This window comes from Bradyrhizobium sp. CCBAU 45321 (assembly GCF_028128975.1).
Classification (GTDB): Bacteria; Pseudomonadota; Alphaproteobacteria; order Rhizobiales; family Xanthobacteraceae; genus Bradyrhizobium; species Bradyrhizobium yuanmingense.
In genome coordinates this window covers 232,277-246,429 of record NZ_LFKZ01000128.1, presented here as the reverse complement: position 1 = coordinate 246,429, position 14,153 = coordinate 232,277, and the positions used below count along the sequence as shown (strand labels likewise).

Below are 14,153 nucleotides of genomic sequence, written 5' to 3'. Positions count from 1 at the left end.
GATCAAGCCGCAAGACGCTCGATGCGTCAACACAACATCGATTAAAATCGCGTCACGATGTCCGAAAGGGACGGGCGCGGACGGTCCTCGCTCGGCTTGGTCGGCGTGCCGACATGAATGAAGCCGGCGAGCTTCTCATCCGGCTTGAGGCCGAGGCCGTCGAGCACGTCGCGGTCGAACGAGAACCAGCCGGTCAGCCAGCAGGCGCCGTAGCCGAGCGCGGCGGCGGCGGTGACGATGTTCATGGCGCTGGCGCCCGCCGACAATTCCTGCTCGAACGCCGGCACCTTCGGGTGCGGCTTGGTGAAGCTGACGATGCCGATCACCAGCGGCGCGTCCATCAGGCGCTTGCGCTCGGTCTCGACGTCGGCCGCCGGCGCCCCCGGATTCTTCCTGGCGAAGACCCGCGCGATCACCTCGCCGGCCCGTGCACGGGCGTCGCCCTCGAAGATGATGAAGCGCCACGGCGCGAGCTTGCCGTGATCGGGCACGCGCGCCCCGATGGTGAGGATGGTCTCGAGCTCGGCCGCCGACGGGCCGGGCCCCGTCATCTCGCGCGGTTTGACCGAGCGGCGGGTTTTCAGGAGTTCGATGGCGTCGGGCACTGCGATATCCTCTTCAAATGGTCGGCGGGCGTGCCATGCCGAGATAAGCATGCACGCCCGCAACCGGAAGCGAATTTAGATCGATTTCAGGGCTCAGACGGCGCCGCGGGCCCGCTTTACGTCCGGCGGGGTCGCCTCGTCGACCAGGGCGGCGATCGCCTCGGCCGTGGTCATCACCTTCTGGCCGTCGCTGCCGAGCCGGCGGACCGAGACCGAATGCGTCTCGGCCTCTTTCTTGCCGACCACGAGCAGGGCCGGGATCTTGGCCAGCGAGTGCTCGCGGACCTTGTAGTTGATCTTTTCGTTGCGCAGGTCGATCTCGGCCCGAAGCCCGGCGCGCCGCGCCTGCTCCAGCACCACCTGGGCGTATTCGTCGCCTTCCGAGGTGATGGTGGTGACAACCGCCTGCACCGGCGAGAGCCAGAGCGGGAAGTTGCCGGCATAGTGCTCGATCAGGATGCCGATATAGCGCTCCATCGAGCCGCAGATCGCGCGGTGCACCATCACCGGCGGTTTCTTGCCGCCGTCATGGTCGATGTAGAACGCGCCGAACCGCTCCGGCAGGTTGAAGTCGACCTGCGTGGTGCCGCACTGCCAATCGCGACCGATGGCATCGCGCAGAACGTATTCGAACTTCGGTCCGTAGAACGCGCCTTCGCCCGGGTTGATCTCGGTTTTGATGTGATTGTTCTGCGACTGGATCTCGCGCAGCACCGTCGCCATCACGCGCTCGGCGTGATCCCACATCGCATCGGTGCCGACGCGTTTCTCCGGCCGGGTCGAGAGCTTCACCGTGAGGTCGCCGGTGAAGCCGAAATCGGCATAGGTCGACAGGATGAGATCGTTGATCTTCAGGCACTCCTCGGCGAGCTGATCCTCGGTGCAGAAGATGTGCGCGTCGTCCTGGGTGAAGCCGCGCACGCGCATCAGGCCGTGCATGGCGCCGGAGGGCTCGTAGCGGTGCACCACGCCGAACTCGGCGAGGCGCAAGGGCAGGTCGCGGTAGCTCTTCAGGCCGTGCTTGAAGATCTGGACGTGACCGGGGCAGTTCATCGGCTTGAGCGCAAACCAGCGCTTGTCCTCGGCCTCGTCGCCGGCCGATTGCGCCGCGAACATGTTCTCGCGATACCAGCCCCAATGGCCCGAGGTCTCCCACAGCACCTTGTCGAGGATCTGCGGCGCGTTGACTTCGCTGTAATCGCCGGTCAGGCGACGGCGCATATAGGCGATCAGCTGCTGGAAGATGGTCCAGCCCTTCGGATGCCAGAACACGACGCCCGGACCTTCCTCCTGGAAGTGGAAGAGGTCGAGCTCGCGCCCGAGCTTGCGATGGTCGCGCTTCTCGGCTTCCTCGATCTGCTTGAGGTAGGCGTCGAGATCCTCCTGCTTGGCGAAGGCCGTACCATAGATGCGGGTCAGCATCGGGTTGTTGCTGTCGCCGCGCCAATAGGCGCCGGCCACCTTCATCAGCTTGAAGGCATTGCCGACCTTGCCGGTCGAGGTCATGTGCGGGCCGCGGCACAGGTCGAACCAGTCGCCCTGGTAGTAGATCTTGATCGGCTCGGTGCCGGGAATGGCGTCGACCAGCTCGACCTTGAAGGCCTCGCCCTTGTCGCGGAACACCTGCTTGGTCTTCTCGCGGTCCCAGACTTCCTTGGTGAAAGGCTTGTCGCGCGCGATGATCTCGCGCATCTTCTTCTCGATCGCGGCAAAGTCTTCCGGAGTGAACGGCTCGTTGCGGAAGAAGTCGTAATAGAAGCCGTTCTCGATCACGGGGCCGATCGTGACCTGGGTTCCCGGCCACAGCGTCTGCACCGCTTCCGCCAGCACGTGTGCGCAGTCGTGCCGGATCAATTCGAGCGCGCGCGGGTCGTCGCGATTCACGAACTCGATTCCAGCGTCGGCCTCGATGGGATCGTTGAGATCGGCAAGCGTGCCGTCGAGCGCCATGGCGACCGTGCGCTTGGCCAGCGACGGCGAGATGCCCTTGGCAATATCGAGGCCGATGATGCCCTTGTCGAACTGACGCTTGGCGCCGTCGGGGAAGGTGAGGGTGACCTTGGCCGCGGGGGTCACGGGCTTCAAATTGGACAGGCTGTACTGGAAGCCGGACTCGGACTTGGGCTGGTCGGACATTGCTTTTCTCCTGGGGCTCACTCCTGCGAACGAGCGCAGGTAAGCGGGAACGAGCGATATATCAGGCGATTCGGCCTGCGCAATCCGGCATTTCCAAGAAAGTGGCGCGCAAAACCCGGGGCGGAGCCCGCAACTATTTGACGTTGTACCCTTTAACCGGTCGCAGGCCGCCGCTACATGCGTTTGCATGAAAAGCGCCCCAGCTGCCGGCCGTTTCGCGCCAACCGCCCTGATGCTCGGCAATCTCGTGACCGGCTGCTCGGTCTTGGCGCCGGCGGGCATGCTGCCGGAATTGTCGGCGGGGCTCGGGATCAGCATCCACGCGGCCGGGCTCCTGATCACCTTCGGCGCGGTGACGCTGTGCGTCGGCTCGCCGCTGACGGCGTGGCTGACCAGCCGCATCGAACGGCGGACCCTGCTCGCCACGACGCTGGCCGTGCTCGCACTCGGCAATCTCGCCTCCGCGTTTGCGCCCGATTACACCAGCCTGCTGATCATGCGGCTCGCGATGCTCGCAGTCGGCTCGCTCTATACGCCGCAGGCGGCCGGCACGGCTGCGCTGATCGTGCCGGCGGAACGGCGCGGCAGCACCATTGCGTACCTCTTCCTCGGCTGGTCGCTCGCAGCCGCCGTCGGCCTGCCGCTGATCACCTTTATCGCCAGCCGCTACGGCTGGCGCGCGGCCTATGGCGGGGTCGGCGCGCTCGGCTGCGTCAGCTTCCTGCTGTTGCTGCTGCGTCTGCCGGCGGGTCTGCAGGGCGCACCGGTCGATCTGAAGACATGGGCCGCCGTCGGCCGAAGCAGGACGATCCTGCTGCTGCTCGCGATCACGATGCTGCAAATGTCGGGGCAGTTCGTCGTGTTCACCTATATGGGCCCGCTGCTCAACAAGCTCACCGGCGCCGGTCCCGATGCGATCGGCTCGGTCTTCGCGCTGTACGGGATCTGCGGCTTCCTCGGCGTCGTCGTCGCCACGCGCATCGTCGACACTGCGGGGCCCTATCGCACCTCGTTGCTGTTCACCTGCCTGCTGCTTGCCGGGATGAGCGGGTGGGCCCTCGGCGCCGGCTCGCTCGTCATGATGGCGGGCGCGGTAGCGATCTGGGGCCTTGGCTTCGCCTCGACCAATTCGATGCAGCAGGTGCGGCTGGTCGCGGCTGCGCCGCCGCTCGCATCGGCCACCGTGGCGCTCAACACGTCCGTTCTCTATATCGGCCAGGCGGTTGGCTCCGCCGTCGGCGGGCTGCTGTTCGCCCGCGAGCTCCTGCACGCGCTCGGCTTCGTCGCGGTCGGTTTCGTCGTGCTGGCACTGATCCTGGTGGTCGTGACCCGGCCCCGGCGGGCGGCTGCCGCCACCGCCTGAACGCAGCAGGTCGTGCGCGCAAGGCGCTTGGCAAACCTCGCGCGGGAGCGGTAGAAGGCCGGCGTGGGGATCAAAGAGAGTTGACTGAGATGAGGATGATTCTGGCGGTTGCCGCGGTGCTCTATTCAGCCTCCGCATTTGCGCAGACCGAGAAGCCACCCATGGTGGGGGACAAGCCGCTGGTGCAGGTCAAGCCGAAAGGCGCCAAGGAGGCTGCCGCCGCTCCAAAGGGCAAGCCGCAATCGATCGCCGTCCGCCTCCAGGCCTGCCTCGAGATCGACGACGGCACCAAGGATCGCCTCAACTGCTACGACGCGGTGATCCCGCCGGCGCCGAAGCCGAAGCCGGCCAAGGCCAAGGGCTATGCCGACTGCCGCTTCTTCAAGGAAGAGGACGAGCGGCTGGCCTGCTTCAACGGCTTTGCCGAGAGCATTCCGAAGCTGCCCAGGAACTAATATTTGGAACTGATATCGAGACCTGATATCGGCCCGGCTAGGGATTTGTGGAGGCGACGCGCGTCAGCGCGAGCGACGGCGTCGCCGCCATCTTCACCAGCACGTCCTTGAGCGGATCGCGCGTCCAAGCGCGGGTGACATAGTCGCGATGGGTGATGCCCTCGCCGGTCTCCACGAACACCACGCTGCCGGGTCGTAGCGGCCCGTCCATGTCCTCGGCGACGCTGATGCCCTTCTGGCGGAGCATGCTCATCAGCTCGCGGTCGCGCCGCGCGGTGTGGCGGGTGTAGGCGCTGACGAAGAAGCCGGAACGGTGGTTCTCGATCCAGGACGCGAATTTGTCCATCTCGCCATAGACGGCATCGAGCAGCACCACGCCGCGCACGCGGTCGCTGATGCCGCCGACCTCCAGGCTCCAGGCTGTCGGCAGGAAGCCGCCGCTATAGCCGACGATCACGATCGGCATGTTGGCGAAGGCGCGCGCGCTGTTGGGATCGCCGGTGAGGCGCGCAAGATGGTCGGCCGATTCCGCCATGAAGCGCTTGAAGCCGCCCGGCTGCCAGAATTTTCCGGCGCTGGAATCGGCGGCGTCGACCGCCATCTGCGGCGCAAGCAGGATCGCATTGGCGCCGGAATCGGTGACCTGTTTCGGCACCATCTGCCGGTCGCGGACGTCGCGCTCGAGCGTTGCGCCATTGCCGTGGAAGAACACCACGATCACGCCCGGCTTGCGCAGGTCGAAATGCTCGGGCACGTGCACCAGCACGCGGCTGTCGCTATAGGTCTCGTCCTGCCAGTAGACGCGGCCGGAATAGCTGCGGTGGCCGCGGCGGTCGCCTTTGGAAATGTTGAGGAAGGGCGCGTCGGAAGCGGGGTTGTTGCCGAAATAGGGGAAGGCCGACGACTTCATGCTGACGAGTGTCGTCAGATCCTCGCGGGCGGGGCGCTTGTACGGGACTTGCGGCTCGAGCGAGGCCACCTTGTAGGACGCCTGCTCCGGTATTTGTCGCTGGACCGCGCTCTTGGGCGAGAAGTCCGACATCTGCCGTTGCAGGAAGCCTTCACTCGCCGAGGGAAAGCGCTCCCTAAACTGCGGGGCAGGGAAGCGATCCTCGAACGTGTCGCCGCTTGCCACGCGCGCGTTCGAGATCTGCGAATTGGTCTTGGCGACCACCTGGACATTCGCCTGGGAGTTCGCCGCCAACGCCGCCGGATCCGGCGCCTTGCCGCATTGAACCAGCGTCAGCGACAACGGCACCATGACTGAGATCAGACCGGCCCGGAGCGCACGATCATGCCGACCGGACGGTGTCCGATCGGCACGATCATCAGCTCTCAGTTTAGGAGCGGCCCCGGCCATCCACCCATGACCCCAAAGTCACGACCCAAGTCTTACGTCCCAGGTCACACGTCCAAGTCACACGTCCATCGGCAATCTTGAAACAATTGAGCCGACTGGCGTTTAGGCGACGTTAAGCGTCCGGAGAAACTTCCCCACATCCGGAACGCTCGAAAGGACCATGCAATCGTGTCCTGATTGTGGGGGAGCGGAACGGGCAATTCCGGGTGCATCCAGAGATATCGTCCAAAGAAGCGTCTAGGCGGTGGTCTGGTACCTGCCTCCGTTGCCTCATTTAACCCTTGTTAACCCTGCTTGAATTGACTGGGCCAAAGTGCACGATGGGCCCCACGAGGCGAAGCGCCTGAGGTTAAGGACCCTGATGACGGCATCAGATGCGGGTACCCCGCCCTGGACGGACCGGCTGACCGGGAGGGGGGCCGGGGTTTCTGTTCCGGTCGCCACCGCCATCGTCGTGGCCGACATGATTGGGGTCGGCGTCTTCACCAGCCTCGGCTTCCAGGTCAAGGACATCCCGTCCGGCTTCTCGATCCTGCTCCTCTGGACGGTTGGCGGCGTCGTCGCGCTGTGCGGTGTGTTCGCGTACAGCGAGTTGGGCGCGATGTTTCCGCGCTCGAGCGGCGAGTACAATTTGCTCGGCCGCGCCTACCACCCGGCCTTCGGCTTCCTCGCCGGCTGGGTGTCGGCCACGGTCGGATTCGCAGCGCCGGTCGCGCTCGCCGCGATGGCGTTCGGGGAATATGCCAAATCGGTCGTACCCGATCTGCCGGCGATTCCGCTCGCCATCGGCGTGGTGTGGCTGGTTTCGCTCGTGCAACTGACCGGCGTCAGGCACTCATCCACATTCCAGTTGATCTCGACCGTCCTCAAGGTCGTGCTGATCGTCGCCTTCCTGGTCGCCGGCTTCGTCATCGCCGTGCCGCAGCCGATCAGCTTCACGCCGCAGCCCGGCGATATCGCTCACATCGTCAGCGCGCCGTTCGCCATCGGGCTCGTCTTCGTGATGTATTCGTTCTCGGGCTGGAATGCCGCCACCTACATCATCGGCGAGATGAAGACGCCGCAACGGAACCTGCCGCGCGCGCTGCTCGCGGGCACGCTGATCGTGCTCGTGCTGTATGTCGCGCTGAACGCGGTATTTCTCCATTCGACGCCGGTCAGCGCGCTCGCCGGCCAGCTCGACGTCGCCAGTGTCGCCGGCACCGTCATCTTCGGCAGTCTCGGCGGTCGGATCGTCGGCGCCATGATTTGCTTCGGTCTGATCTCTTCGATCAGTGCGATGATGTGGATCGGCCCGCGCGTGATGATGACGATGGGGGAGGACATTCCCGCCTTGCGCGTTTTCTCCAAACGGTCGGTGAGCGGCGCGCCGGCCTATGCCATCCTGTTCCAACTGGCCATCGCCAATCTTCTGCTGTTCACGCGCAGCTTCGAGGCGGTGCTCGATTTCATCCAGTTCGCGCTGTTGTTCTGCTCGTTCTTCACGGTCGCCGGCGTCATCAAGCTGCGCATCACCGATCCCGATCTGCCGCGGCCCTATCGCGCCTGGGGATACCCGTTCACGCCGCTCGTGTTTCTGCTCGTGACCGCGTTCATGATGTACTACCTTCTGACGGAGCGGCCGCTTCAGTCGCTGTCGGGAATGCTCGTCATGCTCTCCGGCCTTTTGATTTACGCTGTTTTCCGCAGGCGGCCCGTCGTCGCTGCCGCATCGCCGCATCGCGAATAGCCATGCTCCGCCCCCTGAGAATTGCGGCCGTTGCTTTCGTCCTCCTGGCTGCGGCCGTCTCGTCCGCGCGTGCCGCAGACGTCACCTTCGATGACACGGCGCGCTTCCTTGCGGGCATGCAGCCTTCGGCGGACTCGCCGCTGGTGCCGCTCACCAGGGACCCGGCCTGGCAGCGTCACGCCAAATTCTTCGACGGCGCCTTCGCTCAGCTCGAGCAGCGTCAGCTCTCGAAGATCCGCAGCTGGGCCGACCTCAATCTGGCCGCGCCCCGACCGACCATGTTCTATTTGTTCAGCGGCCCCGATTTCCTCTACGCCGACGCCTTCCATTCCAAGGCCAGCACCTACGTGCTCGGCGCGCTGGAGCCGGTCGGCGCGGTGCCCGATTTGACGCGGCTGCCGCGCGGTTCGGTCGGCGCTGCGCTCTATAACGTCGAACGCTCGCTTGGCTCGATCCTGAGCTTCTCGTTCTTCATCACCAAGCAGATGAAGGTCGACCTGAGCGCCAACCAGGTCAACGGCACCCTGCCGATCCTCTATGTCTTTCTCGCCCGCTCCGGCAAGACCATCCGCAACGTCGAGATGGTCGCGCTCGACGACAAGGGCGGGCTACATGTCGGCGGCGACAATCCCGGACGGAACGCGACGCGCGGCGTCCGGATCAGCTTTGCCGGCAGCGGCGGGGAAGCGCGTACGCTGTATTATTTCGCGACCGACCTCTCAAATTCCGGCGCACGTGCCACGGGCTTCCTGAAATTCTGCGAGACGCTCGGGCCCGGCAACAGCCTGCTCAAGAGTGCGTCCTACCTGTTGCACTCCGGCAATTTCACCGTCGCACGCGACTGGTTGCTCGCCAACAGCGCCACCATCATCCAGGACGATTCCGGCATTCCGCTCGCGAACTACAATGCACGGCAATGGCGGTTCTTCCCGTTCGGCCGCTATCTCGGCCCCATCGACGAATTCCCCGGCCGCTACCAGGAGCGCTACGCCGAGCTGTTCACGCGTGCCCAGCCGATCGATTTCGGCGTCGGCTATCGCTGGCGCATGCGTGAATCGAATTTGCTGCTGGCGGTGAAGGTGCCGGGCAGCGAGACCGCACCGGCTGCAGAGACCACTTCGGCCGCCGAGCCGGCGCCAAAGCCGCCGCGCCCGAAGCGGCTACGACCGCCGGAGTCGATCCCTCCGTCACAGGGACGGTTCTACTGGTTCCGATGACTACCAATGCACGCTCTGGCTCGGCACGATGAACGTCGTCGTGCTCGGCTGTGTCGCAAGGCTTCTCTCAAGATACCAGCCTGAGCCGAGGACGAGCGCAAGCAAAGCGATGATGGCGAGCAGGTCGATGGTTCTTGGATCGTGCGCCCTGTGATCGAGATTCGGACCGGGCTTGACGTGAAAATGCGGGCTGATTTTCCAGCGCATTGTTGTTTCCTCCCGTGGGGAGCATCAAAACAACGCGGGCGGAAAGTCTAAGGTTCCGGTCAGGGCGGCGCTGTTCAGAGCACCGCAAGTCAGGGCGCGTTAACTCCGCGCCAGCGGCCATAGCGCCAGGGCTGATACCAGCGTGCGCCTTTGGGCGCGGTGAGAGGCACATTGTCGATGCCGGACGTGCCGAAGGGATGGCAACGGAGCAGGCGCGCGAGCGTCATCCAGCCGCCGGCCCACAGCCCGAACCGTTCGATCGCCTCATCGCCATAGGCGGAGCAGGTCGGCAGATGCCGGCAGTTGTACCCGACCAGAGGCGACAGCGTATGGCGATACACCCAGATCAGCCCACGGCCGAATCTGCGCGGCAGCCGGAGCACACCATCGACCGAACTGGAACAGCGCTGGCAGGCTGAATGCTTCATGGGCGCTTTGCTGCGACCTTAGGCGCGATGTTGCATAGTTCCGGGGCAGGGAACCGTAAGCTATTGTTTCCGCGCCATATTTTGCGTGTTTTTTGGGAGCACTGCAGCAAGTATCTGTGGACGATCTGTATTCGCCCGGATACCATTTTTATGACGGCCGTGTGTAGAAACATACGCCTGTATGATGGACTCAGATAGCGCTACCGGGGAATGTTTGGTGGCTTGGGGCTTGGGGCTTGGGGCTTGGGGAAGGAACCAGATTGAGACTTCTGAACTCCCTTAATCTTCGCGGCTGGTTGCTGGTGGGAACCGCCGTTTGTGGGGTCGCGCTGGCAGGTGCCGTCGCGACATTCGGATCGTCGGCCCGCGCAGGCGCTGTTCTCGAAGAGCGCAAGCTGCCGATGAAGTTCAGCTGGGTCGCCTGCGAGCCGAACTGCCGCGGCTGGATCAGTGCGGTCGGCATCATCACCGCCGATACGCCCAAAGAATTCGAAGAGTTTTCGCGGGGCCGCCAGCTCGGCGGCGCCACCGTAGTGCTCGATTCCAGCGGCGGCTCCGTCAATGACGCGATCACGCTCGGCCGGCGCTTCCGCAATCTCGGGCTTTTGACCACGGTCGGCGTGAGCCTCCGCGGCGGGCCGTCGACACGGCCGGCCGTCGCGCCGGAAGCGTATTGCGAATCCATGTGCGCGTTCCTGCTGCTGGCCGGCAAGAAGCGTTACGTGCCGGAAGCCGCGCATGTCCGGGTTCACCAGATCTGGATGGGCGACCGCGCCGACGATGCCAAGGCGGCGAGTTATAGCGCGCAGGACCTGATGATCGTGGAGCGCGACATCGGCCGCCTCGCCAAATACACCTTCGATATGGGTGGCGCCGGGGATCTGCTGTCGCTTGCGCTCAGCGTCCCGCCCTGGGAGGACCTGCACGAGCTCGATGCCGGCGAGCTCAAGCTCACCAATCTGGTTACGACCGATCTCGTGGCTGACGTGCTCCCGCACGTGGATATCTCGGCGCCGGCAATGGCGGAGCTTGCACCGAAGACGCAGGCGAGGTTCGGCGCGGAACCGGAGCAGGCTTCCAGGTCGACCAAGACGGCGGAAGCCGTGGTGCCGACCGGTAGTGTTGCCACGCCGGCTGCTGCGACGGCGCCGAAGTAAGCTCTTAAATATCGGCAGTCATCCCGGGGCGCGCGTCAGCGCGAACCTTGGTGAGCAAGTGCGTACCTGAGGTGCAGGTTCGCCCGGAATGACGGGGAGGGGGGTCAGCCTTGCGCTGCGGCGGGCTGTTTGGTTCTGGCCTCGATCTGGCCGATGGCATCAACCACGGCATCGAAGGTGAGAAGCGTCGAGGCATGGCGCGCCTTGTAGTCGCGGACCGGCTCAAGGAACTTGATCTCCTCCCATTTGCCTTGAGGAGGCGCACCATTCTCCTTCAGCATCTTGCGAACGGTTTCGCGTAACTCACGGAGTTCGCTCGCAGTCGAGCCGACCACGTGACTTGCCATGATGGATGAAGAGGCCTGGCCCAAGGCGCAGGCCTTCACGTCATGGGCGAAGTCGGTGACGGTGTCCCCGTTCATCTTGAGATCGACCTTCACGGTCGAGCCGCACAGCTTGGAATGGGCGGTGGCGGAGGCATCGGGGTCCGCCAACCGTCCGAGCCGCGGAATATTCCCGGCCAGCTCGATGATCCGCTTGTTGTAAATGTCGTTCAGCATGTGATGGAGTCCAACGCGTCCACACCCGCTTCCAGCCGGATCGGCCTTGGCGGGCGCCGCCCACGGTCCTATATAGGGGCGGAACTGGTGGAAAAACAGTCCAGCGGGCGGTGGCGGTGATCCAGATCTGCGCTGCCGGCGTTGTGACCTCGGGACTTTTGCACCGAAACTTGTTCTGTTCAGGCGTCCGGCGGCTTGGCCGCCCCGTCTGCCGGTGACACTCCGGCCATTAGGCCGTCGAACGGAGAAGATATGGACGCTGCAATCAAATCGATCCGCCCGGGCAAGCCCTCCGACCGGCAGCCCGAGAGCCGCCCGGCCGAGCTCGATCCTGCCGAATTCCTCGCGGCCGCCGTCCGCGCCGACCAGCCGCGCCCCGCGCGCGCCGAGGCGGAAGCGGCGGTGAAGACGTTGCTCGCCTATATCGGCGAGAACACCGAGCGCGAGGGCCTGCTCGATACGCCGCGCCGCGTCGTCGAGGCTTTCGACGAGCTCTATCAGGGCTACCACCAGTGCCCGGCCGAGGTGCTCGATCGCACCTTCGGCGAGACGGCGGGCTACGACGATTTCGTGCTGGTTCGCGACATCGAGTTCACCTCGCAATGCGAGCATCACATGATGCCGTTCTACGGCAAGGCGCACATTGCCTATACGCCGGTGGAGCGCGTCGTCGGCCTGTCCAAGCTGGCCCGCCTGACCGACATTTTCGCCCGCCGGCTCCAGACCCAGGAGCACCTGACCGCGCAGATCGCCGCCGCGATCGACGAGGTCCTCAAGCCTCGCGGCGTTGCCGTGCTGATCGAGGCCGAGCATACCTGCATGTCGGTGCGCGGCGTCGCCAAGCATGGCGCCTCTACTTTCACCAGCCGCTTCACCGGCATGTTCCGCGACAATCCGGCGGAGCAGGCCCGTTTCCTGTCCCTGGTGCGAGGCACGACGCGCTGACCTCGCGACAAACCGGCGAGAGTTGCTGTGTCCGCTCATTCCCATGAGATCGAGGAGGGCCTCGCCTTCCTGCCCAGATTTGATGCCGCTGGCCTCGTGACGGTCGTCGCCACCGACGTCGCTACCGGTGACGTGCTCATGGTCGCGCACATGAACGAAGAGGCGTTGCGCAAGACGATTGCGACCGGCGAAGCCTGGTACTTCAGCCGCTCGCGCAATGCCTTGTGGCGAAAAGGTGAGACGTCGGGTCAAACCCAGCGCGTGGTCGAGATGCGCACCGATTGCGATCAGGATGCGGTCTGGATCCGCGTCGAGCAGATCGGCGCGGCCTGCCATACCGGCCGGCGGTCGTGCTTCTACCGCAAGGTCGAGGCCGAGGGTGGGGGAGCGAGATTGGTCTTCACTGAGGCGGACCGGCTGTTCGATCCTGACAACGTTTACAAGAAGTAGTCCTCTGTCATTCCGGGGCGCGCGCAGCGCGAGCTATGGTGCGCAATTGCGCACCAGAGAATCCATCGCAATGCGTCACGGGCAGCTCAATGGATTCCGGGCTCATCGCTTCGCGATGCCCCGGAATGACCAGGGCGGCGGGATTAACCCCTCCTTAACCATACCTGTCCCACGGTGAGACGACGGGCGCCGAATTGCCGGCGTCGCTCAGCGCCGCGCGGGGCGGGCCCTCCACCATGTCGATCGACAGTTTCAGTGCCACGCAGACGGCCGGCCTTGATCCGTCGCGGGCGCGTGTCGCCGGTGCGATCAAGCAGGCCTCGAACGTCTCCGGCGTCAGCTTCCAGTACATGCTGACCACGGCCAAGATGGAATCGGACTTCAATCCGACGGCCGCCGCCACCACCTCGTCCGCGCAGGGGCTCTACCAGTTCATCGACCAGACCTGGCTCGGCACGGTGAAGGAAGCGGGTGCCCAGCTCGGCTACGGCAGCTACGCCGACGCCATCACCAGGACGTCATCGGGGACCTACACCGTCGACGATCCCGTCAAGAAGCGGTCGATCATGAAGCTGCGCGACGATCCCGAAGCCGCTTCCGCCATGGCCGCGGCGTTGACGCAGTCGAACAGCTTCAAGCTCACCGGCCTGCTCGGGCGCAGGCCGAGCGACAGCGAACTCTACATGGCCCATTTCATGGGCGTCCGCGGCGCGGCGAAATTGATCGCCAATGCCGAGGACAATCCGCAAGCCGTCGGCGCGCGGCTGTTTCCCAACGCGGCGGCCGCCAACCGCCCGATCTTCTACGCCAAGGACGGCCGCGCCCGCAGCGTCTCCGAGGTCTATTCGGTCCTGGACAGCCGCTATGCCAGCGCGGCCAATTCAAAGGTGACCCGCAGCGCGATGGCGATGTATGGCGCCACGCCTTTGACCACGCAGGTGGCGAGTGCCAATGCAGTGGTGCCCACTGCGCCTGTCGTGGACAACGCCGCCTATCTCCAGACCTTCCCGAATGCCCGCACAGTGACGCCCGTCAGCGCGACGTCGTCGACACATGTCGCGGACAATGCGACGGGCACGCCGGTGTTTCGTTCGATCTATCAACCCGGCGATGCCACGCAACCGGTCTCGACTACGGTGCAGAAACTATGGGGCAACAATGCCTCGCTCACCTCGATCGCATCGGCGACGCCCGACCTGCGGCCGCCGCAACCGCTCGATCTCTTCAGTGATCGCAGCGGCACGTTCTCGAGCTAGCCGAGATCTCGTGTCCCGGACGCGCTGCGGCGCGCAAGCGCTGCTGCGCAGAGCCGGGAGCCATGCAACAAAAACTGCTCTCGACCATCTGGGCTCCGGCTCAGGAGCGCATCACTTGCGTGTTGCGCTGCGTCCGGGGCATTCCTGCCAAGCGGCTTTGTTCCCTTAACAAATCATCAATGAAACCAGCCGGTTATGGTGAACGCTTTGTTAAGCGTCGTGGTTTATTTTGTGTTGCAGGTGACGAGCCGTCATCATTTTCGTTTGTTGTGTAGCCCGAAGCAG

The 14,153-nt window shown here is 64.7% G+C and carries 15 protein-coding genes; 9 read left to right on the top strand and 6 right to left on the bottom strand.

Annotated features, from left to right (window positions below; genetic code table 11):
- Positions 1-41: 41 nt before the first annotated feature.
- Both ACM43_RS28585 and thrS read right to left on the bottom strand, forming a co-directional pair.
- Positions 42-605: a nitroreductase family protein gene (locus ACM43_RS28585; protein WP_271544669.1), complete on the bottom strand. Its 564-nt coding sequence runs from the start codon at positions 603-605 to the stop codon at positions 42-44.
- 93 nt (positions 606-698) lie between these two features.
- Positions 699-2,741 carry a threonine--tRNA ligase gene (gene thrS / locus ACM43_RS28580; protein ID WP_271544667.1) on the bottom strand — a complete coding sequence of 681 codons (2,043 nt, stop codon included), beginning with the start codon at positions 2,739-2,741 and terminating at the stop codon, positions 699-701.
- 187 nt (positions 2,742-2,928) lie between these two features.
- Between thrS and ACM43_RS28575 the strand changes: the two genes are divergently transcribed.
- Together ACM43_RS28575 and ACM43_RS28570 are read left to right on the top strand one after the other, a co-directional pair.
- Positions 2,929-4,104: an MFS transporter gene (locus ACM43_RS28575; protein ID WP_271544665.1), complete on the top strand. Its 1,176-nt coding sequence runs from the start codon at positions 2,929-2,931 to the stop codon at positions 4,102-4,104.
- Between the two features lie 89 nt (positions 4,105-4,193).
- Entirely contained in the window at positions 4,194-4,559 is a 366-nt protein-coding gene (locus ACM43_RS28570; protein WP_157280621.1) for a hypothetical protein, read from the top strand.
- 37 nt (positions 4,560-4,596) lie between these two features.
- Here the strand turns inward: ACM43_RS28570 and ACM43_RS28565 are convergent, their stop codons facing one another.
- A complete protein-coding gene (locus ACM43_RS28565) occupies positions 4,597-5,919 on the bottom strand; it encodes an alpha/beta hydrolase (protein ID WP_271544662.1) in 1,323 nt (440 codons plus the stop codon).
- A 361-nt stretch (positions 5,920-6,280) separates the two neighbouring features.
- Between ACM43_RS28565 and ACM43_RS28560 the strand changes: the two genes are divergently transcribed.
- Together ACM43_RS28560 and ACM43_RS28555 are read left to right on the top strand one after the other, a co-directional pair.
- Entirely contained in the window at positions 6,281-7,648 is a 1,368-nt protein-coding gene (locus ACM43_RS28560) for an APC family permease (RefSeq protein WP_271544660.1), read from the top strand.
- Positions 7,649-7,650: 2 nt separating this feature from the next.
- Positions 7,651-8,865 (top strand): hypothetical protein, encoded by a 1,215-nt coding sequence (locus ACM43_RS28555; protein WP_271544658.1) that lies wholly within the window; start codon positions 7,651-7,653, stop codon positions 8,863-8,865.
- On the opposite strand, the gene ACM43_RS28550 is transcribed toward ACM43_RS28555, so the two are convergent.
- Both ACM43_RS28550 and yidD read right to left on the bottom strand, forming a co-directional pair.
- The gene (locus ACM43_RS28550) at positions 8,866-9,072 is read right to left on the bottom strand and encodes a hypothetical protein (protein ID WP_036044035.1); all 207 of its coding nucleotides are present in this window, start codon (positions 9,070-9,072) and stop codon (positions 8,866-8,868) included. It lies immediately after the preceding gene.
- A gap of 89 nt (positions 9,073-9,161) precedes the next feature.
- The gene (gene yidD / locus ACM43_RS28545) at positions 9,162-9,500 is read right to left on the bottom strand and encodes a membrane protein insertion efficiency factor YidD (RefSeq protein ID WP_271544655.1); all 339 of its coding nucleotides are present in this window, start codon (positions 9,498-9,500) and stop codon (positions 9,162-9,164) included.
- 260 nt (positions 9,501-9,760) lie between these two features.
- On the opposite strand from yidD, the gene ACM43_RS28540 reads away from it, so the two are divergent.
- The gene (locus ACM43_RS28540) at positions 9,761-10,657 is read left to right on the top strand and encodes a hypothetical protein (protein ID WP_271544653.1); all 897 of its coding nucleotides are present in this window, start codon (positions 9,761-9,763) and stop codon (positions 10,655-10,657) included.
- 104 nt (positions 10,658-10,761) lie between these two features.
- Here the strand turns inward: ACM43_RS28540 and ACM43_RS28535 are convergent, their stop codons facing one another.
- On the bottom strand, positions 10,762-11,217 hold the full coding sequence (locus ACM43_RS28535) for an iron-sulfur cluster assembly scaffold protein (RefSeq protein WP_036044037.1): 456 nt from the start codon (positions 11,215-11,217) through the stop codon (positions 10,762-10,764).
- 252 nt (positions 11,218-11,469) lie between these two features.
- Between ACM43_RS28535 and folE the strand changes: the two genes are divergently transcribed.
- The 4 genes from folE to ACM43_RS28515 all read left to right on the top strand — a co-directional run bounded on the left by folE (position 11,470) and on the right by ACM43_RS28515 (position 14,143).
- Entirely contained in the window at positions 11,470-12,162 is a 693-nt protein-coding gene (gene folE, locus ACM43_RS28530) for a GTP cyclohydrolase I FolE (RefSeq protein ID WP_036010520.1), read from the top strand.
- 27 nt (positions 12,163-12,189) lie between these two features.
- Complete coding sequence (hisI, locus tag ACM43_RS28525; RefSeq protein WP_271544651.1) at positions 12,190-12,612, top strand: phosphoribosyl-AMP cyclohydrolase; 423 nt, start codon at positions 12,190-12,192, stop codon at positions 12,610-12,612.
- A gap of 236 nt (positions 12,613-12,848) precedes the next feature.
- Positions 12,849-13,868 carry a transglycosylase SLT domain-containing protein gene (locus ACM43_RS28520; RefSeq protein WP_271544649.1) on the top strand — a complete coding sequence of 340 codons (1,020 nt, stop codon included), beginning with the start codon at positions 12,849-12,851 and terminating at the stop codon, positions 13,866-13,868.
- 62 nt (positions 13,869-13,930) lie between these two features.
- A complete protein-coding gene (locus ACM43_RS28515) occupies positions 13,931-14,143 on the top strand; it encodes a hypothetical protein (RefSeq protein ID WP_271544647.1) in 213 nt (70 codons plus the stop codon).
- The last annotated feature ends 10 nt before the right edge of the window (positions 14,144-14,153 follow it).